Origin of the sequence: Kordia jejudonensis, from assembly GCF_001005315.1 — a bacterium.
Taxonomy (GTDB): Bacteria; Bacteroidota; Bacteroidia; order Flavobacteriales; family Flavobacteriaceae; genus Kordia; species Kordia jejudonensis.
In genome coordinates this window covers 85,923-107,054 of record NZ_LBMG01000011.1, presented here as the reverse complement: position 1 = coordinate 107,054, position 21,132 = coordinate 85,923, and the positions used below count along the sequence as shown (strand labels likewise).

Sequence of the window (21,132 nt, the reverse complement as noted above, 5' to 3'; positions counted from 1 at the left end):
CACTTTATTAAAGATTAATTTCTTGTAACTAATTTTTTGTAGAATAATTCTGCGATATTCAGATTAGCAGAATAGTAACTTTGGTTGGTAGCACCATTAAAAGCGATAAACATTTGACTATTATTAAAATCAAACAGAAGACGAACCTTGTTTTTAGATTCAAGAACCTTCATTTTTTTTAATAATACGGGAGTCATGACTTCCAATTTTCTTGGAAGTTTTTGTTTGTTTTTTCTCTTTCTACCCATTTTGAGTGATTGAGCGTTGTAGAAACCTTAATTTTAGATTTCTGAGTTAGTAAAGATTTATAATTGTAGTATAACTGAATATGTTATTAAACTAGATATGTGTTAACCTTTTTTAGATTCTTTTATTTCTAATAAACCATTAATAACATCTTCAGTGTTTGGTTGTAAGTAAGCTTTTTTGAGCTGATGGAAAAAGATGTTTTTTTGATCGAAATTTTGACTTACAATTAATGATTGAAAAGAAGCTTTAAAGTTTCTAACCAAACCATAGCATTCAATATCATCATCTAAATTGAATTGATGAAGTCCGAGTATATAGGTGTTAATTATTTTTTCTAGAGATTTCATATGACTGATTTTTGTTTGGTTATAGCTATATTTAGCATCCTTACCTGTTTGCAGGTAAGGATGTTAACGTTTTGCTACTGTTTTTAAAATCAACCTTCTTGTAGAACTCTAGTAGCATAAATTTTTTTGCTTCTGATTTTTCGGTAAATGTTTTAATGCATCCGTTAGGTTCGATGACTACAAATAAACCTTCCTCTGACTTATACAGATTCCAGTTGTCTAAAACTTTGATTAGGTGAAGTACTTGCGATTGGTTCATAATATTTTTTTTGAATTGTTAATACTTCAAAATTAGGCATAAAAAAAGTCACTTAAAAGCATAAGTGACTGATTATTAGTAAGTTGTGTAATATTACATGTATTGTGAAACGTAAGGTTACTTGTTACCTAATCGAATGTCTAGATCATTCAATAAAGCTTTAAAGGTATTAATGTGCTTTGCAACTCTAGGCCAAATTATACTTCCTTTCTCTAAAAGTATTTGTCTTACTTTTAATGCATTTTCATTAATGATGAATGTTTTACTTTCTCGATGATATACTCTTAAATACCTGTTGAGTGATGTACGTCCAATAAGCTTATATTCATTTCTCGAATCACTTATGTAAACTTTTTTATTTTTTATACATTTATCAATTTTTAGTATATTATTTTTAAGTTCTTCAATGGAAACTCCTTTTTGATGTAAATCTCCATAAACTACCGCATCTCCTAGTACTCTATAAGTATCTGCTTCTAAGACAGCTTCAATAGCATCGAACTTATCTTTCACATTTTGTAATTCATCTGTAGTAAATTTGCTTTTGATACGCTTTTGAGAATTAGCGACTCCAATATTTATAACATTTTTTAAATCTGAAATTCCCATTTGCAACGCTTCTATGTCTTTATCTAAATAGGCGTCAAAACCGACATGTATAAATTTCAGAATATTTTCTTTGCCGTAGCCAGTAATTAAAATTAAAGTTGCTAATGGGTATTCCTTTCGAATTTCTAATCCGATATCTGCACCAGTCATTGTACTATTATCAAACTTAAAATCGATTAACACTAGATCATAGGTGTGATCTACTTCGGCAATACCGTTTTTAGGATTCGTTTTTATGACAGGTTTATCATCTTCACGATAATTAAAAATTTCTTGAAGTGCTAATCGGACACCAGAAGCATATTCTTTTCTATCGTCTATTATTAGTGTTTTCATTTACAATTAGTTTAATTATTGTTTCTTTTACATTTGATTTAGCATCGATATCTATGTAATTTAACTTTTTTTCAGAATGTTTAATTTGTTTAAAGCCTTTATGGTAATTAAGATCAATCTCTTTTTTGCCATTAAGATAATCCACAAATGGTTTAGCCATATCTGATAAGGTTCTAAATTCTATAATTAACTTCTTCTTATCAGAACTATCTACAGTTATAAAAAACTCCTTGTCATCAGAGTGTTTTCTGGTGTTGCTATATAGATTACTTACAATGTTAAATACATCTAAAAAATCTCCAGAACTTATAGTGTTACACATGTGATTAGAAAATGATTCTAAGTCTAACTTTAAATGTTCTTCATCTTTAAAGGCTAAAGAGCTACTCTTGTGAATAGCCATTATTAAGCCACTTAAACTTTTAATCTTAAACTTCTCATAAACATCTTTAGAGTTTTGCCTATCAAAAGAATAAAAAAGTTGCGAAGCTAAATCGCGAATTATAAGAGTGTTATTAATATTCTCCAATAACTCCATTGCATATTGATCTTCTGATGGTAGATACTTCAGAAGTGTAGCTAGGCTATATCTGAACTCATAATTCTTAATAGTATGTTTATGAGAAGTTGCATAATCCTTAAACGATGTTAGTTCTTTTGTGGTTATTAAGAACTTTTTTATTTGTGATACTAATTCCTGAAGTCCATTGCTTAGTATATATTGTTCAAGTAATAACAGGATATGGTCACATTTATGCTTTGGTAAATCAACATTTAGTATTAAAAAACAGGATAGGTTTACCCGAATTTTATCAAACTGAAAGGTTTCATTAACCCAAAATGAAATCTTACCAAAACCGTTTGACTTTAAATATCGATTCCAATCCTCAAAACCGAATTGTATATTTTTCTGATTCTTATCTTTAGTTTCCTTACTAATGTCAATTTCGTATTGTGATAATTTTAAATTTTTACCTTTATAAAGTTTACAATCTAGTGAATCGTAATCTCTAAAACCTGTATCGTAATTTAAAAGTGATGGTTTTGTTTTCAAATACCCTTGAATAACATCTTGATAAGTATCAATAGCTCTACTTGTATTTTTTCCTACATTAATACCATGCTCTTCATTAAAAAGAGTAAATGCAAAATCAAAAGCAAGAATGTCATCTTTACTTTCATGACCATGACAGATTATTTTTTTTATTTGTTCAATTAAACTATCCTTGACAGTATTTTTATCCAGTTCTTTTTTTACGGAAATATTAGCAGTTGCTTCTTTAAAGTTAAGTTCAGAAGTCGTATCAAAAAATTGTAACTCTTCCATCTCTAATTTATCTTTCCAAAAAGAACTTACGTAAAGATTGTTAAAAAATAACCTTTTGTGATTCGGTGAAGGATATTTAATAACTTCTATGGCCTGTAGTATTTCATGGTAAGTCCCGTTAGAACCAGGCATTCCAAATAAAAAATCGCTAAGTTCAATTACTGTTTGAACACGTTCGCCAATAGAGGAGGTGTTTATTGTCTTGTCTAAATAACTGTTAGGACTTTCTGAAAAACCGCTATACAAGATCCCGTAAGTTTCCAAATAGACATCCTTATATTTAGAAGCTACTAGTTGTTTAGCTCTTTGGCAGATGGTTTTCATAAAACCATCATAGCCTCCAGTTATGATTCTTACGCTATTATGTTTTTGAAATATTTGAATAAGAATAGAATCTACCAATACATTATGCTTTAATGCTATGGAGTCACTACTGCTACCAAAAAATCCAAAAGTAATCATCGTTATTGTTTTTTAAATAAAAAATATTGATATACAGGTTCGCTAAGTTTACAACCTTTATTTAGCCCATCTTTAAAATCAATAAGCGCAAAATCATTTTCTTTAGCCAATCTTATATAATCATTAGGACTATACAAAATACGATGATAATCTGTATCCGAAATGGCACCTTTTGATTTAATAGTTTTTGATATGGATAGATTTGAATCAGTTGACTTATAGAGTTCTAAATAGTTTTCTAAATCATTTAGAGTTTTTGAAACTCTTAAAAGCTCTATTGTTGGATTAAGACCAACGATGATAACAAAACCATTTTCTTTTGTTAAAAGATTTATATTTTTAAATGCTTGATCTAAAAAAGGAGTTTCGATAAGACTTAAGCTGCATACTAATATATCTGATTGGAATTGTTGGAGTTTTTCAAGAGGATACTGCTTTTCAATATCTAATAAATGGAAACTATCTTCTTTTTCAGATAATTTTGAAATAAACTTGACGCAATTATCAACCCCTATATAACTTAATGTGTCTGGAATGATTTTTTTTAACCAACCAGTACCACAGCCTACATCTAAAACTCTAGATAGATTTTTATTCTTTTTATGTAGAGAATAAATTTCTTTAGATAATAGGTTTTCTATATCTATATGAGGAAATCCATTTTCAATGATAAAATCAGCATTTATTTTCCATGAATGCTGATTTAAATCTTTAAATTCATTTTTGTCATTTACTACTCTTACCATAACTATTTTGAATGATAGTTGTTTACAAACGTCATGTCAATTGACTCAGAAGCATTAAATGTTTTTATTACTTCTAATTGCTTCAATATATCTGCCATACCATTCCATGTTTGAGTATCTGAAAATAAGATTTTACCATTTTGACCTTTGAAATAATCCTTTCCTTTGATTAAAGACGCTAACTCACGTTTTTCACTGATTGCGTTATCGTATTGTTTTAAATACGCTATAGCTTGTGATGGATTATTTAAAGCCAATTCCCATCCTTCAGCCATTGCATTTACAAAAGCTTGAACCAATTCAGGTTTTTCTTTAACCATTTTTTTAGTCGTAAAGTAAACTGTCCCTAAAAAATTAATTCCATAATTTTTTGGCTCGATAACAGTATAAGCAACCTCTTGCATATCTAGTGATATCGTTTCATCATATATAAAAGCAGGTCTAACATCATAAGCATCACTTATAAAAGTTCCAAGGTCAAATGGGATTTCAACTTCTTTAATGGAATTATCATCTAATCCTAACTTGTTTTTAAGTGCTTTGTAAACATATTCCGTATTGGTACCAGTGAGAATACCGATGGTCTTACCTTTAAAGTCTGTCGGAGTTGTAATGTTTTTTTCTTTTTTAGCAATAAAACAGGTTGGAGAATTATAGTTTATAACACCAATAGCAACTAGTTCTGCCCCTTTTTGATTTGCTGTTAAGATTCTATCAGCACTTGCTACACCAAAGTCATTCGCTCCACTAATTACCAGCTTAATAGGATCTATATTGTCGGCTCCTGCTTCTAAAGTAATATCAAGGCCTTGCTTTTTAGCTGTTTCATTGATCGCCATAAGTTCTCCCGCATACCCTGCATATGGAAACCATTCTTGTCTTAACGAAATAGATGTAAGCGTATCTTTATCATCCGTCATTTTTTTATTTTCTTTATTATTACAGCCAATAAATACAATTGTTATGACTAAAATAATTGCGAGTTTTACTTTGTTTATTTGAGATACCATTTTCCAATTTTTTTTTCAATTAATACTATACTTGTATACAATAAACCTCCCAATAGAGAGGATAAGATTAAACTTGTCATCATGAGTTCAGGCTCTAGTCTTTTAGCAGCTAAAAATAAATTTTTACCTAGTCCAATATCAGCACCATTAAATTCAGCGACAATAGCCCCTATGATTGCTAATGTTGTTGCTATTTTTAAACCAGACATTATATTTGGTAAGGCTAAAGGAAAATACATCCTTTTTATTCTTTGCGTTATGGTTGCACCATATATAAACATCATTTCATGTATATTTTTATCAATCAACCTTATACCATTACTAAAATTTACGAAAATTGGAAAAAAGCATATTAATGTCGCCATCATAATTTTAGATTTTAGACCGATTCCGAATATAATAATAAATAAAGGCGCAAGTGTAATTAGGGGTATCACTTGGCTAAAAATCATAACCGGTAGGATATAAGACATTAATCGCTTATTATACAGGCATAAGACAATGATTAAAAAACTAAAGCTAGTTGCTATTAATAACCCTATAAAAGCTTCTATAAATGTAGTCCATGTAGCCATTAATAGGTTAAAGGTCTCATCTTGAAAAAACTCCCAAATTAATGATGGTGAGCTTAATAAGAGCCTAAACTCCTTGCTGTTGTTAGCTTGATATTCCCACAGCACTATCAAAACAATAATGAATATTAAATACACTATATTTCTAGTTAAGTATTTCATTAGTTCTCCATTATTAATTTTTTAATTTTTGAATAACTATCTTGTAATGAAAATATAGCATTATCATTAAATACCCTTGGTAATTTTTTGTTAATGTTTATTTTTTCTAAAAGCTTCCCGTTACTATTTAAAACTAAAATATCATTTGATAGTAAGAGTGCTTCTTGAATATCATGTGTAACAATCAAAAGTGTTGCATTAAACTCTGCTCGTAAAGTTTCTAATTCTCTATAAAGAGTAGTTTTCCACTTCACATCCAATGCGCCAAAAGGTTCGTCCAGTAAAATGAGTTTTGGTTTTATAACAAAGGTTCTTGCTAATGCAACTCTAGTTTTCATGCCTCCTGATAACTCAGATGGCAAATAAGCTTTATATGCTGTTAATCCAACTTTGTTTATTAAAACATTTGCGAAATCAAAATCTTTTATACCCTTTAATTTAAGTGGAAGTATTACATTTTCTTCTACGGTTAAGTTGGGCATTAATGTTGGTTCTTGAAACATAAAACCAATATTTCCGTTAAGTGTATTCTCTTTGGGAGTAATAGTATCGATAAGAATACTCCTTTTAATTGAAGTTATATTACCAGATAGTAATCGTAACAATGTGGATTTTCCACTCCCTGAAGCTCCAACGATTGCTATCGTCTTTGTATCTTTATATTCAAACGATATATCAGTTAGTACAGGTTTGTTATTTGTATAACTGTAATTTAAATTATCTACTTTAATAGTCATAATTAACATAATGATCTTTAACAAATATAACTAACTGATTTAATAGAATATACCTTTTTCTATTTCTAGGTGTAAAAAGTATGTAACCTCACAAAATTGTAATCATTATAAATATTTTCTTTTTATTCTAAGTAGTGATGAGTAAGCATCAGCGCAAAAGCATCAAAAATTCCCATTCGATAGTGTTCTGCATTGGGATACTTTCTAATATCTGGCATGTATCTTTTTAATTCGGGATACCATGATGTAATAGTCTTTGAAATGACGTATTTATTATTTCCGTCAAACTGACTAAATACTTCTTTAATGTCATCACGAGAGTATTTGAAAATGGGTAATTCGAGTTCTTTCGCTTCCCTTTCAAAAGCATCTATAACTTTCATTACCCGTTTACTAATTCGATTATCAGAATCAGTATAGTCACGTAGTAATATCAATGCTGGTCGGTATTCTTTAATGAATTTATGAAGTCTTTTTACATATTTATCTTTTGTAAGTGGGCGTATTTTTGCGATGCCGTAATTGATTAATTCTTTTGGTGTTTCGCTGATAACATAGCCCATACCAAATGCATTCGGGTAAAGAGTAACTACAAGAGGATTAGTTTTCATAGTTATTATCAAGTTCAACGAGTCGATCAATAATAGTATCAACAAGGATTAACCGCTTGTCTATGTGTGGTGCTTTCATTTCATTCAGTAATCTATCTTTCAAAGCCATTCCATTCCGTAAGCAGTTTTTAGTAACTTCTGGATAATAATTCTTAAAGAGTTTTTCAATCGGAATTTTTAAAATGATGTGATACGAAAAGAGGATAAGAGTATTAGCATCTAACTTATGATGTTCAATTTTTGATAGGTTTCCAGTATCAATGCCGATCATGGTTGCCATATCTTGGAGAGATACGCCGGTGCGTTCTCGATAACTTTTAAGTAAATGTAATTGTGATGCGTTTGTCATAAAAAATAAAAACGTTGGGATTAATTAAGAGTCCAACGTTGTAACTATTTTATAGCTTTTACTTGTAGAACCATAGATATACCATTTTGTAAATACTACAAAAAAATTTCGCGGTACTGTCATTTTTTGTGGACAGTTTGTGTATAGGTGGTAGTTATGGTTTTTGATGTTTAGAGAATTGTATTTTTTTAAATGCTTGTGAAGTATCTTCACGGTACGTATTTGTATGTTTAATTATTGTAGTGTGAAGTTTCTTCATTGGTTTTCTGCTTGTAAGTTCACTACTTTTTTGTTTAAGAGTACACGAGAAGTATAATTTTGATTCACGTTGACGTTCTATTTTATGAAAAAGCAGACTTCCCTGTTTATTTTTAACTTGTATCAATCGCTTGTATATCAATTTGGAAATGGCAGTCGAAACAGCTCTTGCTGAGAGACCTGTTTTTCTAACGAAAAACTGTTGTGATATCCAATCCCAATGTTTGTATGAATTAGTGCGTTTGTCTTTCCAGCCGTAGGTTTGACGTATGATAACCAGAAATACTTTTAATTCGGCATAGCCTAAATCTTTAAGATAAATATCGAATAGATTATTTGGAACATTGGTGTGATATATATAACTCATTAGTACAGTATAGTAATTTCCTTTGTTTGATTATAGATATACTTATTTGTATTAATCCATATTCAAAGGATGTTTAACGACTTGTGAACGTAAATGCTCTGCTGTTGTAGAAAGATAAATAGTTGTAGTTTTAATATCACTATGCCCCATCATTTTTGATAAACTAAAAATATCACAACCTCCTTCTAGCATTAATGTAGCAAAAGTATGACGAAGTGTATGAATGATAAAATAAATTCCTGATGCTTTTCGTAATTGATTAACAAGAAGTTTTAATCCATTTTCTGAATATCCCTTATTTCTATTTGATGAAACGAAAAATTCTGAACACGTTCTACGCTGTTTTTTACGCTCTAAGAGGTATCTTTTTAAAGATTGAGCCAAAGTATAACTCATAGGTACAATGCGATCCTTATTCCCCTTTCCTTGCCTTACAAAGACGGTTAAATTCTCTAGGTCTACATCTGTTAGTTTTAAATTCAACAATTCATTTTTACGAAGCCCTGTTAATAAGAACATGGAAAATATAGCATGGTTTCTATATTTCAAGGAACGGTGTGTGTATGGATAATTGTAAACCACTTCTAGTAACAATAATGCATCCTTTCTCTTCATCGCTTTTGGTAATGATTTCTCTAGTTTTGGAACTTCAAGAGTTTCGGCAAAATTAGTTTCTAAATACCCTTTTTTAATACACCAACGAAAAAAAACGATAAGTGTCATGTAGTACGTTCTATAAGTTGTCGTTTTCCATTTTTTATTCACTCTTCCCTGTAAAAAATAGTTGTGGACTATTTTTTCGCTGACTTCTTCTATGTTTTTGATTTCCATAGCTCTATAAAAAGCACCTATTTTTTCTCGATAACGTTTTACGGTCATTGGAGAAACTCCTCTGATATAGCTTGAGTAATAACAAAAATCCTCTAGTAATAATTCAATATTCATACTTGTTTTAAGAGCAGATATATCACTATTTCTAAAGGATTTTTGAACCACCTAAGTTGGGCAGGCAATAGGAAAATAATTGCTTCGAACGCCTTGATTGCTCTAAAACGTTAAAAAGTAAGGGGTTTGGTGGACCTGACAGGACTCGAACCTGCCACCTCGTCAGTGCAAGATAGGATATACAACCCCAATTCCCATATAACGTTATTTTATAAAGGTTTTACAGAGTTTTTTGTAGTATTGACAAGGTGATTTACTGCACCACCTCTCTACACAAATTTTATCCAAGAAATAGTAATACATCTACTATAATTATGCTTCTTTATTTTGATAATGAAGCGGTGTTTATAAATGTATCGACTTGAATATTATAGCATTTCCTATTCCTTTTAAAAGGTCATTTTTTCAATAAAACTTCTTGAATTTTCAGCTTTAATTGAGCGAAGATACTGTTCTGTCATTCTTGTTGTAGAATGTCCCATTACGTTCATAATACTTATAATATCAGCATTTTGTTTTGCTAGCTTACAAGCAAAAGTGTGTCTAAATCTGTGTAAATGGAATCGAACACCAGAGAGTTTCACATATTTTTTAACCCAACATTTCAAACCGTATACTGTGTATGGAGTATCAGACTTAGAAGAGACAATTAACATTTCGCATTTTGTTTTTCGTTTTTCTCGTTCTTTTAAATATGTTTTTAATTGAGTTAATAAAGAAAAATGAATAGGGATGTACCTGCTTTTTTTAGATTTTGAAGTAGCACCATTGATGAATAAAGTATTAGTCTGGAAATCAATATCACCAATACGCAAAGCCAAAAGTTCCCCTCTTCGAATTCCAGTATAAATAAGTAGACTAATGATTACTAAATCACGAGCATATATAAAATCATTTTTTCTGGAATATAATGTTATGGAGGCAATTATTTTTGCGATTTCTTCATCAGTTAATGCTCTTTCATCCTCATATACGGGCATTGGAGGTTTTATTATTTTTGGACTTAATTCTTCTTTTATATAATTATAATGTTCGAGCCAACGTATGAAAATAAGTAATTTGTTATAATAAGTTCGAATTGTTGAAGGTCTTATACCTACTACAGTTTTTTTTCCTACGATACGCTTTCTAATACTGATACGTTTAAAAAACTCTTGTAACATTTGAGGATGTAAATCTGAAAGTTCTTTTATCTCTGGCATTATTTTTTGAAAAGTGGAAAACACTTCTCCATAACTTTTAATTGTTTTGGAACTTAACTGTTTAGTGTATCTACACGCGGAAAGGTATTCTTGAAATAACGGTTCTAATTCAGTTAATTCTAATGGATTTTGAGAATATGACATGTCACTATCATATAATACTAGCTATCGATTAATAGGTATGCCTTTACAAAATCATATACCTATATTGTCAAAACATTCTGTACATCTTTTAATATTTTCTTTAAGTTTTTGAGAATACATATAGTATAAAAATTGTTCAGATTAAATGACTTTTAAATTATTAATCAACCGGTAAAAGTTAACTTTTATTAATTCCTCTACTGAATTTTTTTCAACATCATAAAGTTTTGATAAGTAATTAATTATCAATCCAATATTTATAGGCTTTACTGTCTTTCCGCTTAATTCTATAAATGGACCGTCACTTTCTGTTAAGAGAAGATTTTTTGGAATTCTCTCAATAATCTTTTTCCCTTTTTTTGAACTAATCATTGCCGTATTAACAGAAAAATAATATCCAGAACTTACTATTTCATCTATCAATTTTAAATCGCCTGAATACCAATGAAAAATCGCATTTTTAATTTCATAACTCTTCAATAATTCCAACACTTCTTTTTCAGCTCCTCTTGAATGAATACTTAAAATTTTTGGTTTATTCTGGACTGATCTTAAAATTCGCTTAAAACTATACATTTGAAGTTCTTTAGAATCTATTCCTTCTCTAGAGAAATCCAACCCAACTTCTCCGATATAAGATGTCATTTCTAAATATTTTAAGAATAGAGGTAACTCTTTCTTGTGTTCAATAGCCATTAAGGGATGCATTCCTAGAGCTAATCTAACTTTTTTATAACCTTTGACATGATTGATACCTAATTTAAAATGACTAGGTAGATTAGTCATTCCAATCGTTGTTATTCCTAATCTTTCAGATTCATCTATAATTTCTTTTGGATTTGTGTACAAATCGAAGTGACAATGTGTATCTATGAGCATTAAATTCCTAATTCGGTTTTTATAAATTGATTTCCTTTATCTTTAAATAATTGTAATACTTCATTTTTTGAACGAAGTACCATTTCTGCATATTCTTCTAACTCCTCAAGAGGGATACTGCCATTTATTAAGATATCTCTTTTCATTTGTTCGAGGTTAATATCTTTGTTCAAATAGTTTATTAATGCTGGTAAATCGGTATAACTATTTCTAGATAGAGGTTGTGTTATATCTCTACCATAAACTTGGTTGTCCTTTCCCGATTTATTTAGAGATGCTCTACGATATAAACAAGGCATACAGACTCCACAATGATTTGTATTTTTATTTAGCCAAGTTCTATTATGTCCAGGTTTCCCACAAGAAGTAGAAGAGTTTAAAATACCATTAAGAAAATTATTATTTAAACAATTCTCAATCATTTCCCCTTTTGTATAGAAGCTATATGGATTTTGAAGCTCAATATCAATACCTAAATTGTTTAATAATATTTGTAATTTAGATAATACATAAGGGTGAGTTGTTCTTGTACTAAGTGAACTTACTCTGGAAGGGGTCAATGGGTAGTTGATTGAAATTGTTCCATTTTCAGGAATGATTAAATTTGAAGATGGAGATAGGAAACAGCCTAGTCCAATAAAGAAAAAAGAACGACTTCTATAATTACCCTCAGTATAAAACTTTATTCCATTCATGTTTTTTCTATTTAAAGTTAATTTAGTTTGAATCCAATTCTTTTGAATCTTTTCAGGATACTCAATAACCAACGCATTAAATAACAAATTTTGATCTCTATTTGGTCCCGATGAATAGTAATCAAAGTGAGATACTAATAATATTTCTTCATCATTATTTAAAGTTTCTAGCTGGTCTATAACACCTATTAGAGAATCTAATCCTCCTGAGAATAGACTAGTTGTTTTTATATTTTCAGTATTAAAACATCTTCTATTTTTATCCCATCTACCTTTTGTTTCAATATAACAATTCTGCACTGTGTTTAAAACAAAATTAATAGTCCAATGATCACCTGTTAAAAATTTTAGGGCATCTTGTAAAACTTCTTCTTGACCTAACCAACTTTCAAGATTGTAAACAGGAAAGTTAGTTTCTATTTCTCTTGACCAACCGTCATCTGAACAGTATTCTCTATCTAATAAGTTATCAATACCATATACCAATGCTGACACTAAAAATAAATCAAACTTTATAGATTTTATATCCTTTGTTAAATCATAAGCATTGACAAAATTTAGAAGTGACAAACCTACTTTTTCCTCGTCATTGTTGTTTCTAGGGTTATCAAAAACTAAATTAATAGCTGAAAACCGCCCATTAGTTGCTTCGTTAATTTCAATTTTTATTTCCATAACTTATTCAAATACAGTTAAGATATCTTGTTGTATGTTTTTAATTAACTTATCAGCGTCATCTGAACCCCAATTAAGATTCTGTAAAGAATTTACACGCTGTACACTTCTTAAACTTTCAAAAATAAAATCTTTTATTTGCCTAAAAAGATTATTACAGTCTGATTGGTTTTTCTGTTTTATCAATTTCTCATAAAACCACTTATCCAAATGCTCATAAATATAATACCCAAAATATTGGATTATTATGTCTTCTGATGAAGATTCATCAAATTTATTAGATAGTATTTCTTCCATCTCATCAATGCTCTCTGAATTAGAAACAAGTTCTTCTAGTAGTTTTCTTGTGGCTTCCTTTGCTGCAACTTCATCAATTGTTGATGCAGTACCTGAGCAGTATTCAATCAAATGATTTATTACATCTGATACGGATTTGTTTTGTAAGTCAGTTAACCCTGTATTTTCTAAAGTTTCACGAAGATTATTTCCTGAACTTGTGAATGCTCCTATAAAACCACCAATATTTTTTGCTGTCCTAATTCCACTTTTCCCAGCAATTTTAGAACCACCACGACCTGCTTTATTTGCTCCTCCAATTACAGCAACATAGTTTCCCAATATTTTTTTTTTCTTCTCGACAGGAAGAGTTGAAGAATCACAACTAGTAGTTATTGCAGAACTTAGGTCCCCCCAATTTGGCATCATTGCGTGTCGTGTGTCAGAAAATGATTTTGACGTACCCATATTTATTTGCTTTTTAGATTATAAGATTTACTAGCTCTAGTTTTCTTATCTTTAAAAAATTCATTTAAAAATTCACCTAATATTGGATGTGTATTATATTTTCTTAAACTAAGACCAACTGATGCTTCTATTTCTATCTTATTAAGTGTTTTTATAGTTTCGATGTAATAAGATGTAACATTGTCAATATTCTCATCTACAAGTAGGTTAAATATATCAAACCCAATTTTTTCTTTTGGATTCTTTTTAACGTTAATTGATAATAGATTTAAAAACGCATCTTTTTCAAGAGGGACTAATGAATGAAATTTAGCGTTAAATAACTCTTTCCGTGTTCCAGTTGGCATTTCTTGATTTAAGTTTTTAAACAAGGCTTTTACTACTGGAGGAATTAAGCTTGATGCTGATATGGATGTTGCTATTTTATCTCGTGATATCCAAAAATAGTCTCGTAAATCAATTTCAGATAATTTTGGTTCAATTTGAAGCCATTTAAGAATTTTACCCTTACTCCAATCGCTAAAACCCGCTTTTTCTATCTCTTGTAATTCATTTCCTAAACTTTCTCCATTGCAAATCTCTTCTAATTTTTGTATTTCTTTTGGCATACCATCTTGATTTAATTGCCAATCGAATAGCTGTCTAAAAAGTCTAATTTCAGAATACTCTAGTAACATCAATTTCGCTAAAATAGAAGTGTTGAAATCACTTAGTTTTGCTACATTTGATAGCCTTTGCCTCAAAATATATGTGTTAAGAAACCTCTTTATCTGTCTAGGATTACCGTATAGACTTTGAGTTATAAGTGGAACTAATGATGGAATGGATATAATATTTGATTTTACTTTTTCAAAATCTTCTTGAAGAAGAATCGTTTCCATATTCAATAATCCATAGGTTGAATATTTGTCTTTTAATCTAAATTTTTGAAAATTAGAATGTATATTTTTGAATTTTTCGTTCCCTATTTCTCTTTTGCAAATAAGCATAGATATATAAGTCTCGACCTCAGGCTCTGATAGTTTTGGTAATGAATAAGGAAGTTGTATGAGCTTTTCTAAGTAATCTTCAACTATTCTTGAATTATCTTCTTGAATTGGATTAGAACTTCCATATTTATATTCAATTGCATGTCTAACTATTCTGGGATCAGCACCTATTATAAATGCTGTTTTTGGAACATTTACAAATAATTTAATAGCTTCTAAATTTTCTATTATCCTTTCAGGTTTGCATCTATCTAAATCATCAATAATTACTACTAATCTTTTGAATTCAGTAGCTTCTAATAAATCTATAAAGTCGTTCCTGAATTCTGCTACAGGATTACTAGTTGTTTCTTCTTGATCACTTTCGTTTTTTAGAGAATTAAAAAATTCTTCTCCCTCTTTTGAGTCTAGTTTTTCTATTAATTTTTCAGGACTATCAATGTTCCATTCTGATAATTTTTGTAAAGCAAATGGGGCTAAACTTAAGCCACCAGTAAAATAAGCAGCGACTGCTGGTAGAGCTACGTTTTTTAAAACCATACCTGCTCCTCTCATCCAGTTTATTGATTTCCAAAGTTTTTTTGCTTTTTTCTTTACAGTTTCTTTAATTTCATCACTTAACCTTTTATTATTCTCCAACTCCTTTAATATCGAGTCTAGTAAAGCTGCTTTTGCATCATCATACCCTTCAAAAGTCCAACCATTAAAATAGATACAAAGTGTATCTTCATCAGTTGGTTCTCCATTTGAATTTTGAAACTGTTCTTGTATTATTTTAAGTATGCTAGATTTACCGCTTCCCCAATCACCAAAAACACCTATTGTTATTGGTAATACTGAATCATCTTTGATGACATCAACTAATAAATCTGCATGTACTTTAAAGCCTAAAAGGTCTTCTGAGGTTTCGTTATCTGACCACATTTAATTTGTTTTTAAATTAAAACACATGTCTTGCAACGCCAGATATAGTTACAACTAAATATGGGCAACAATGACAAAAGTAGCAAGTAAACAACTTACTAACTTACGGAAATCCGTAATACTAAAAATTCTATAGGGGAGAAAGTTAAATATATGATTTTTTTGAATAAAATCAGAAAATATCTACAAAAGTTAGTTGATCGGATACAGACTTTCAAGATCATCCTATAGTGTTCTGTTAATCAAATATAACGATGTTCAGCCATGTATTGTGTTTCTCTAATTTAACCTTTCACGAATGATGGGACATAGCGATATCAAAACAACCACAATTTATTTATCAGCTACGGCAGAACATTTGCGTAAACAAATTGTAAAGCATCCATTAAATGCAACCTTATAATTTCAAAATGGGAGATCTATATATTTAACTAGAGACACGTAATACTGTGTTTCTATGCAACAACATCTTGATCCACATATTAGCTATTTTGCGCGAGTTGATTTTAGAGACGACAGACGAATGTTCGGTATTTTTCAACATGATCGATTATTCGGTATGTATCTTTTAGGAAAAACTGGAAGTGGAAAAACCAATGTTATGAAAACACTTATGTACCAAGATGTATTACAGCATCGTGGTTTTTGTTTGTTTGATATCAATGGAGATTTATTGAAAGAAGTATTGGCGTTAGTTCCAGAATATAGAAAAAAAGATATTGTGTTACTTGATGCTACCGACCAGAATGTACAGCTCGGTTATAATCCACTTAAAAAAGTGAGTTATGGAAAACGTGCGCTCATTGCATCGAGCATTTTAGAAACCTTTCAAAAACTATGGGGACAACAATCGTGGGGATTGAAATTAGAATACATTCTGCGGAATGTTATCTTAACACTCCTTGATCAACCTAAAGCGAACTTTAATGATATTTCAAGGATATTACTTGATTTGGAATATCAAAAAGAATGTTTGAAAAGCGTTGTCAATAAAAACGTGATTCGATTTTGGCAACAGGAATTTCCTAAATATTCAAAAACAGACATTCTACCAGTACTGAATAAGGTAGGAAGCTTTTTGTCGATTCCAATGTTAAATAAAATATTGGTTGAAAATCAGAATCAGATCTCACTCCGCAGCATTATGGATTCCAAGAAAATATTTTTGGTTAATTTATCAAAAGGAACGCTTGGAACTGATGGTGCACATTTACTTGGTTCATTACTGCTCACTTCCCTTTCGTCTGCTTCGTTCAGTCGTATCAACGTTGAGGAGAATAAACGAGTTCCCTTTTATATCTACCTCGATGAATTCCAAAACTACACAACGGCATCACTTACCAATATGTTTTCAGAACTGCGGAAATTTAAAATTGGATTTGTGTTAGCACATCAATATTTGCATCAGTTACAAACTGATATCAAAAATGCAGTACTCGGAAATATTGGAACGATTATTTGTTTCAAGCTTGGACAAGCCGATGCGAAGTATATGGCGCAAGAATTCTATCCTATATTTCAAACGTCTGACTTCACGAACTTAGAACATTTCCATATTTATTTAAAACTCCTGATCAATGGAAAATCTCCGCAAGCCTTTTCTGCAAAGACAATTACGGTCAATGATATAGATTACAAAAAGGCATATCTATATCAATAATGTGATTTCACTCATACTCGTATCAGAACGAACCTTAAATTTAATACGATATGAAAAGAACCTTACCGAGTACGTGGCTCAATCACACCCACGAAATTGAACTTGACTATGTACGACCACTTTTTGATAAGATGTTTTATATCCGAAGTTCAAAAGATGTTGACTCGTTTCTAAAACGATTTGTGCATCTCAAACAACTAGACTTAAAAGAACGCTTTTGGGCTTTGTATCTCAATAATGCGAATGGTGTGGTCGGCGTATCAGAAATAGCCAAAGGAAGTACGACATCGGTATGCGTAAATTCGAAACACATCTTTCAGTTAGCACTCTTAACTAATGCCGTTGCCATTATCGTGGCTCACAATCATCCTTCGGGAACACTCAAAATTTCAAGTGCTGACAAAGCAATCACGCGAAAGCTAATTAATGCAGGCGACCTTATGAACGTCAAAGTCCTCGATCACCTTATTATCACTTCAGAAACGTATGTTTCTCTGGCTGATGAAAACTTGATGTAATCAACCTTTATCCATCTTCATTACTTATCGTTATCATGAAAACTCCCATAACTTACTATGGAGGCAAGATTACCTTGCTTCATAAAATCCTTCCATTAATTCCAGAACACAAAATATACACTGAAAGTTTCTTCGGTGGTGGTGCAGTCTTCTTTGCTAAAGAGCCAACAGAATCAGAAATCATTAATGATACCAATAACATGGTAATTAACTTCTTTGAAGTATGTAAAACTGATTTTGAAAATCTCAAAACAAAGATTGAAGCTACACTATTCTCACGTGCAACCTATACTGTAGCACACACGATATACCGAATGCCACATTTGTTTAACAAATTACAACAAGCATGGGCATTCTACATCGCTACGAATATGGGTTTTGCGTGTAAAATTGGAAGTTGGGGATTTGATAAGTATGGGAAGCGATTGAAAACAGTGAGGAATAAGAAACTTCGTTTTGATGAAACTATTTCCAAACGCTTGGAGCATACACAAATTGAAAACAACGATGCGTGTAAAGTAATTGAAACGTATGATGCCGATGACGCATTCCATTATGTTGATCCGCCATACTTCAACGCTGATATGGGACATTATGATGGATACAGTAAAGCTGGTTATATCAAACTGTTAGACACGCTATCAAACATTAAAGGAAAATTTCTGCTCAGTTCCTATCCTTCTGAAATACTTGAAGAATATAGTAAGAAGTATGGTTGGCATACGATGATGGTTGATAAACCACTTGTTGCAAGTAATGGCGCACATGAGAAAAAGCGGAAACGCAAGATTGAAGTCTTGACCGCTAATTATCCAATCTAAAAACAAATACAAACCTTTTAAAACTTAATAATTATGAGTAATCACAACATTATCGATACGCTAATACAGAATATTAGCGATGATCAAAAACTGCTAGAAAGCGCAGATGAAAAAATTGAACAAGCCAAAGAAGAAAAGCGATCAATTACCAATCGTATTAAAGAGTATCAAAAGGATGCTACCGCCATGATGAAGTATGCTAGTGATGAACAAATCCAAAAGCTAGAAACGTTGGATTTGGATTTATCAGAAACAAAACAAGGACTTAATTCAGTTGCCACAACAGCTTTTGATATTATGCTTAACAACAAGAAAAAAACGATGACCAATGACGAATTATATTCGGCGTATGTTGATACTTTAGATGATAAAGAGAAAGCAGTTAGCTATACCGCATTCAACATTAAATGTCGTCCATTATTTAACAATCAAAGATTATTGCGAAAAGAAGGAAGTGATCCAAAGTCATCACGTACCAGTATTGTTTCTGTGAATGGAAGTTCTAAAGCTGTGATTAAAAAAGAATAACTAACTAAGATTAAGAACATTCACTTATGTGAATGTTTTTGTAATTAAATGAACTCCCAATCACGAGACGTATATTTACAGGTCTACTTATTATTTTGAAAACTATTTTTAACTACTCAATTTCTATAATATGACTTTCCTGCTCTTACATATTCTACTCTAGAAAATTACATATTTAATAGTAAAATTCGTATTTTTATTTAAAATTCAATAAAAATGAAAATAAGTTTACCTACCCTATTCATTTGTTTTTTCGTGTTTTCTAAAGCACTCTCTCAAGTCAAAATAAAGGGATGCTACCAACCACCTATTTTACCAATAGAAATATGTGTAGATGATAATGGTAATGTGAGTACACATGCTAGTAGTTCATTTGTAACGCCAATAGGTGTTTTTAAAGCAAAAGCAGGAGTGAATATTTATGAAAATGAAGCAGGAGAAGTACTCAAATATGAATCTCAAATCAATAATGCTGTAAAAAGTAATCCAGAAATAAGATATGTAACTACTGAGAAAATAGTTGAGATTCCAAAATTTCAGTATAAATTATATTTAAAATATAATGATGAAATACATGTATATCAAATCAAGAGTTCAAACGAATTAAGAATTGAAACATCTTCGGGTTTTAAAGGAAAGTTCTCACCTAGTATCATTGAAATAGAACTTTCTGATGATAAGGATACAAGAATATATTTTAATAGTATAGATGTTAATAAAATCAATACAGATAATGCAGATTATCCAATCAAGAGAAAAGTGTCTGAGAGTAGATCTGATTTTGAGGAATTTCACAATGGTTTTATGCGTGCTATTGGTACAAACTATGATAATCTAGTCGAACTTCCTAAGGATAAATATTTTTCTAAAGTAGAAGTCACAAATCTAACTAAAAATCCAATGGGCGAACCTATGAGTATCCGTAAAGATTATTATATGATAAGTGATGAAGACTTTAAAAGTAGAAAAGTATTTTCAATATGGTCTGAATTTAAGGGAAATAATAATTATAAAGACGTTTATAGGGTTGAACTGTATTACAATAAATCAACGTATAATTTAACCTCTTATGATAGAAATGAAACTTCATATATAAATTTTTTGGGAATTAATATTCACGAACTTTTAAATTATTTACTAGAACAAGGAGTAAAGCTAGATGAAGATCAGTTAAAAGATTTGAATAGTAAAGAATTATACCCGGGATTTTCTACAACTTATAAGTCTGACAGATGGCGTATAGGTCTATATTCTAGATTCAATAACGATATTACAGATATGATTGCAATTTTCCCTAATGAGTGTGATCAGAGTAATTTTTTTCGAGGAATGAATAATGATTTTGAAAATAGCACTTCACGTTTTGATAATCATCTTAAAGATAGTTATGGCACAAAAAAGTTTATTGAATACTTATCTATGTTAGAAAAAGCAGGAGCGTTTGAAAATGCACATAATTACATAGAACGAAAAATGAGTGAAAATCATCGAAGATATTTCAAATGGAAAAAAAAGTGGTTTGTTTTAAATTTTGCTATAGGTAATGTATTCTTAAATGATATGGAAGATGGTGTCTTTGTAGTATATGATAAAGAAGATATGAAAATTAAGATATTATTTTATGATAATATGAATAATTCATATCGAGAGTTGTTTGATAATATTCAAGTAGAGAATTGGCTAACGAATAATGAACATTATTTTGATGCATCATTTGACACACAAGTTTTTATACTAAATGATCGTTTATATAATCGTTCAAAAGACCCTAGCTTGTTTAGTGAAAATATTTATCTGGCAATCGGGAAGTTTTCAGAAATTAAAAATATAGCTATACGTCCAGGAAATAGTTTTACCGTTGAGAAAGGATTATTTGAGTGCCTCAGCAATATCCAATCGATCTGTTTCGATACCGACAATTTTTATAATTGTAAAGAATGCATAACATACGATAAGAAAAGAGATAAAATGATTATTTTTTATTCACAATCTTTCGCAGATTAAATT

General features: G+C 30.4%; 23 protein-coding genes. 5 read left to right on the top strand and 18 right to left on the bottom strand.

All coding sequences use genetic code 11. The annotated features are described in order from the left end of the window. Positions 1-14: 14 nt before the first annotated feature. From AA089_RS08290 to AA089_RS08205, 18 genes are all read right to left on the bottom strand, one after another. Positions 15-248, bottom strand: coding sequence for a hypothetical protein (locus tag AA089_RS08290; RefSeq protein ID WP_046756478.1), 234 nt, complete (start codon positions 246-248; stop codon positions 15-17). A 102-nt stretch (positions 249-350) separates the two neighbouring features. After that, positions 351-596 carry a hypothetical protein gene (locus AA089_RS08285; RefSeq protein WP_046756477.1) on the bottom strand — a complete coding sequence of 82 codons (246 nt, stop codon included), beginning with the start codon at positions 594-596 and terminating at the stop codon, positions 351-353. Between the two features lie 40 nt (positions 597-636). Further along, a complete protein-coding gene (locus AA089_RS08280) occupies positions 637-855 on the bottom strand; it encodes a hypothetical protein (RefSeq protein WP_046756476.1) in 219 nt (72 codons plus the stop codon). A 117-nt stretch (positions 856-972) separates the two neighbouring features. Beyond that, the gene (locus AA089_RS08275; protein WP_046756475.1) at positions 973-1,800 is read right to left on the bottom strand and encodes a DNA-binding transcriptional response regulator; all 828 of its coding nucleotides are present in this window, start codon (positions 1,798-1,800) and stop codon (positions 973-975) included. Next, positions 1,775-3,589, bottom strand: coding sequence for a hypothetical protein (locus tag AA089_RS08270; RefSeq protein WP_046756474.1), 1,815 nt, complete (start codon positions 3,587-3,589; stop codon positions 1,775-1,777). The genes AA089_RS08275 and AA089_RS08270 overlap by 26 nt, the downstream gene beginning before the upstream one ends. Before the next feature lie 2 nt (positions 3,590-3,591). Beyond that, positions 3,592-4,335: a methyltransferase domain-containing protein gene (locus AA089_RS08265; protein ID WP_046756473.1), complete on the bottom strand. Its 744-nt coding sequence runs from the start codon at positions 4,333-4,335 to the stop codon at positions 3,592-3,594. A 2-nt stretch (positions 4,336-4,337) separates the two neighbouring features. Beyond that, on the bottom strand, positions 4,338-5,345 hold the full coding sequence (locus tag AA089_RS08260) for an ABC transporter substrate-binding protein (RefSeq protein WP_046756472.1): 1,008 nt from the start codon (positions 5,343-5,345) through the stop codon (positions 4,338-4,340). Then, positions 5,330-6,079, bottom strand: coding sequence for an ABC transporter permease (locus AA089_RS08255; RefSeq protein ID WP_046756471.1), 750 nt, complete (start codon positions 6,077-6,079; stop codon positions 5,330-5,332). The genes AA089_RS08260 and AA089_RS08255 overlap by 16 nt, the downstream gene beginning before the upstream one ends. Continuing rightward, positions 6,079-6,816, bottom strand: a complete 738-nt coding sequence (locus tag AA089_RS08250; RefSeq protein ID WP_162200426.1) for an ABC transporter ATP-binding protein — start codon at positions 6,814-6,816, stop codon at positions 6,079-6,081. The genes AA089_RS08255 and AA089_RS08250 overlap by 1 nt, the downstream gene beginning before the upstream one ends. Before the next feature lie 122 nt (positions 6,817-6,938). Then, a complete protein-coding gene (locus tag AA089_RS08245; RefSeq protein WP_046756470.1) occupies positions 6,939-7,427 on the bottom strand; it encodes a hypothetical protein in 489 nt (162 codons plus the stop codon). After that, a complete protein-coding gene (locus AA089_RS08240) occupies positions 7,417-7,707 on the bottom strand; it encodes a hypothetical protein (protein ID WP_046756469.1) in 291 nt (96 codons plus the stop codon). Before AA089_RS08240 ends, AA089_RS08245 begins: the two co-directional genes overlap by 11 nt. A gap of 223 nt (positions 7,708-7,930) precedes the next feature. Next, the gene (locus AA089_RS08235; protein WP_046756468.1) at positions 7,931-8,401 is read right to left on the bottom strand and encodes a replication protein; all 471 of its coding nucleotides are present in this window, start codon (positions 8,399-8,401) and stop codon (positions 7,931-7,933) included. 51 nt (positions 8,402-8,452) lie between these two features. Beyond that, positions 8,453-9,346, bottom strand: a complete 894-nt coding sequence (locus AA089_RS08230) for a tyrosine-type recombinase/integrase (RefSeq protein WP_046756467.1) — start codon at positions 9,344-9,346, stop codon at positions 8,453-8,455. A gap of 389 nt (positions 9,347-9,735) precedes the next feature. Further along, positions 9,736-10,692 carry a tyrosine-type recombinase/integrase gene (locus AA089_RS08225; RefSeq protein WP_082113234.1) on the bottom strand — a complete coding sequence of 319 codons (957 nt, stop codon included), beginning with the start codon at positions 10,690-10,692 and terminating at the stop codon, positions 9,736-9,738. A 141-nt stretch (positions 10,693-10,833) separates the two neighbouring features. Beyond that, entirely contained in the window at positions 10,834-11,571 is a 738-nt protein-coding gene (gene qatD / locus AA089_RS08220; protein ID WP_046756465.1) for a Qat anti-phage system TatD family nuclease QatD, read from the bottom strand. Then, complete coding sequence (gene qatC / locus AA089_RS08215; protein WP_046756464.1) at positions 11,571-12,941, bottom strand: Qat anti-phage system QueC-like protein QatC; 1,371 nt, start codon at positions 12,939-12,941, stop codon at positions 11,571-11,573. The genes qatD and qatC overlap by 1 nt, the downstream gene beginning before the upstream one ends. A gap of 3 nt (positions 12,942-12,944) precedes the next feature. Next, entirely contained in the window at positions 12,945-13,685 is a 741-nt protein-coding gene (locus tag AA089_RS08210; RefSeq protein WP_046756463.1) for a hypothetical protein, read from the bottom strand. 2 nt (positions 13,686-13,687) lie between these two features. Next, positions 13,688-15,598, bottom strand: coding sequence for a KAP family P-loop NTPase fold protein (locus tag AA089_RS08205; protein ID WP_053002274.1), 1,911 nt, complete (start codon positions 15,596-15,598; stop codon positions 13,688-13,690). A gap of 457 nt (positions 15,599-16,055) precedes the next feature. Between AA089_RS08205 and AA089_RS08200 the strand changes: the two genes are divergently transcribed. The 5 genes from AA089_RS08200 (at position 16,056) to AA089_RS08180 (ending at position 21,129) form a co-directional block, all read left to right on the top strand. Continuing rightward, positions 16,056-17,258, top strand: a complete 1,203-nt coding sequence (locus tag AA089_RS08200) for a type IV secretory system conjugative DNA transfer family protein (protein WP_046756462.1) — start codon at positions 16,056-16,058, stop codon at positions 17,256-17,258. A gap of 50 nt (positions 17,259-17,308) precedes the next feature. Next, positions 17,309-17,776, top strand: a complete 468-nt coding sequence (locus tag AA089_RS08195; RefSeq protein WP_046756461.1) for a JAB domain-containing protein — start codon at positions 17,309-17,311, stop codon at positions 17,774-17,776. A gap of 35 nt (positions 17,777-17,811) precedes the next feature. Continuing rightward, entirely contained in the window at positions 17,812-18,597 is a 786-nt protein-coding gene (locus tag AA089_RS08190) for a DNA adenine methylase (protein WP_046756460.1), read from the top strand. 33 nt (positions 18,598-18,630) lie between these two features. Further along, entirely contained in the window at positions 18,631-19,125 is a 495-nt protein-coding gene (locus AA089_RS08185) for a hypothetical protein (RefSeq protein ID WP_046756459.1), read from the top strand. Between the two features lie 216 nt (positions 19,126-19,341). Then, a complete protein-coding gene (locus tag AA089_RS08180) occupies positions 19,342-21,129 on the top strand; it encodes a hypothetical protein (protein ID WP_046756458.1) in 1,788 nt (595 codons plus the stop codon). Positions 21,130-21,132 lie beyond the last annotated feature (3 nt).

Excerpts from the sequence above, each read along its gene's own strand:
- AA089_RS08290 (WP_046756478.1), bottom strand. The coding sequence starts at position 248 with ATGGGTAGAAAGAGAAAAAACAAACAAAAACTTCCAAGAAAATTGGAA.
- AA089_RS08285 (WP_046756477.1), bottom strand. The coding sequence starts at position 596 with ATGAAATCTCTAGAAAAAATAATTAACACCTATATACTCGGACTTCAT.
- AA089_RS08280 (WP_046756476.1), bottom strand. The coding sequence starts at position 855 with ATGAACCAATCGCAAGTACTTCACCTAATCAAAGTTTTAGACAACTGG.
- AA089_RS08275 (WP_046756475.1), bottom strand. The coding sequence starts at position 1,800 with ATGAAAACACTAATAATAGACGATAGAAAAGAATATGCTTCTGGTGTC.
- AA089_RS08270 (WP_046756474.1), bottom strand. The coding sequence starts at position 3,589 with ATGATTACTTTTGGATTTTTTGGTAGCAGTAGTGACTCCATAGCATTA.
- AA089_RS08265 (WP_046756473.1), bottom strand. The coding sequence starts at position 4,335 with ATGGTAAGAGTAGTAAATGACAAAAATGAATTTAAAGATTTAAATCAG.
- AA089_RS08260 (WP_046756472.1), bottom strand. The coding sequence starts at position 5,345 with ATGGTATCTCAAATAAACAAAGTAAAACTCGCAATTATTTTAGTCATA.
- AA089_RS08255 (WP_046756471.1), bottom strand. The coding sequence starts at position 6,079 with ATGAAATACTTAACTAGAAATATAGTGTATTTAATATTCATTATTGTT.
- AA089_RS08250 (WP_162200426.1), bottom strand. The coding sequence starts at position 6,816 with ATGACTATTAAAGTAGATAATTTAAATTACAGTTATACAAATAACAAA.
- AA089_RS08245 (WP_046756470.1), bottom strand. The coding sequence starts at position 7,427 with ATGAAAACTAATCCTCTTGTAGTTACTCTTTACCCGAATGCATTTGGT.
- AA089_RS08240 (WP_046756469.1), bottom strand. The coding sequence starts at position 7,707 with ATGGCAACCATGATCGGCATTGATACTGGAAACCTATCAAAAATTGAA.
- AA089_RS08235 (WP_046756468.1), bottom strand. The coding sequence starts at position 8,401 with ATGAGTTATATATATCACACCAATGTTCCAAATAATCTATTCGATATT.
- AA089_RS08230 (WP_046756467.1), bottom strand. The coding sequence starts at position 9,346 with ATGAATATTGAATTATTACTAGAGGATTTTTGTTATTACTCAAGCTAT.
- AA089_RS08225 (WP_082113234.1), bottom strand. The coding sequence starts at position 10,692 with ATGTCATATTCTCAAAATCCATTAGAATTAACTGAATTAGAACCGTTA.
- qatD (WP_046756465.1), bottom strand. The coding sequence starts at position 11,571 with ATGCTCATAGATACACATTGTCACTTCGATTTGTACACAAATCCAAAA.
- qatC (WP_046756464.1), bottom strand. The coding sequence starts at position 12,941 with ATGGAAATAAAAATTGAAATTAACGAAGCAACTAATGGGCGGTTTTCA.
- AA089_RS08210 (WP_046756463.1), bottom strand. The coding sequence starts at position 13,685 with ATGGGTACGTCAAAATCATTTTCTGACACACGACACGCAATGATGCCA.
- AA089_RS08205 (WP_053002274.1), bottom strand. The coding sequence starts at position 15,598 with ATGTGGTCAGATAACGAAACCTCAGAAGACCTTTTAGGCTTTAAAGTA.
- AA089_RS08200 (WP_046756462.1), top strand. The coding sequence starts at position 16,056 with ATGCAACAACATCTTGATCCACATATTAGCTATTTTGCGCGAGTTGAT.
- AA089_RS08195 (WP_046756461.1), top strand. The coding sequence starts at position 17,309 with ATGAAAAGAACCTTACCGAGTACGTGGCTCAATCACACCCACGAAATT.
- AA089_RS08190 (WP_046756460.1), top strand. The coding sequence starts at position 17,812 with ATGAAAACTCCCATAACTTACTATGGAGGCAAGATTACCTTGCTTCAT.
- AA089_RS08185 (WP_046756459.1), top strand. The coding sequence starts at position 18,631 with ATGAGTAATCACAACATTATCGATACGCTAATACAGAATATTAGCGAT.
- AA089_RS08180 (WP_046756458.1), top strand. The coding sequence starts at position 19,342 with ATGAAAATAAGTTTACCTACCCTATTCATTTGTTTTTTCGTGTTTTCT.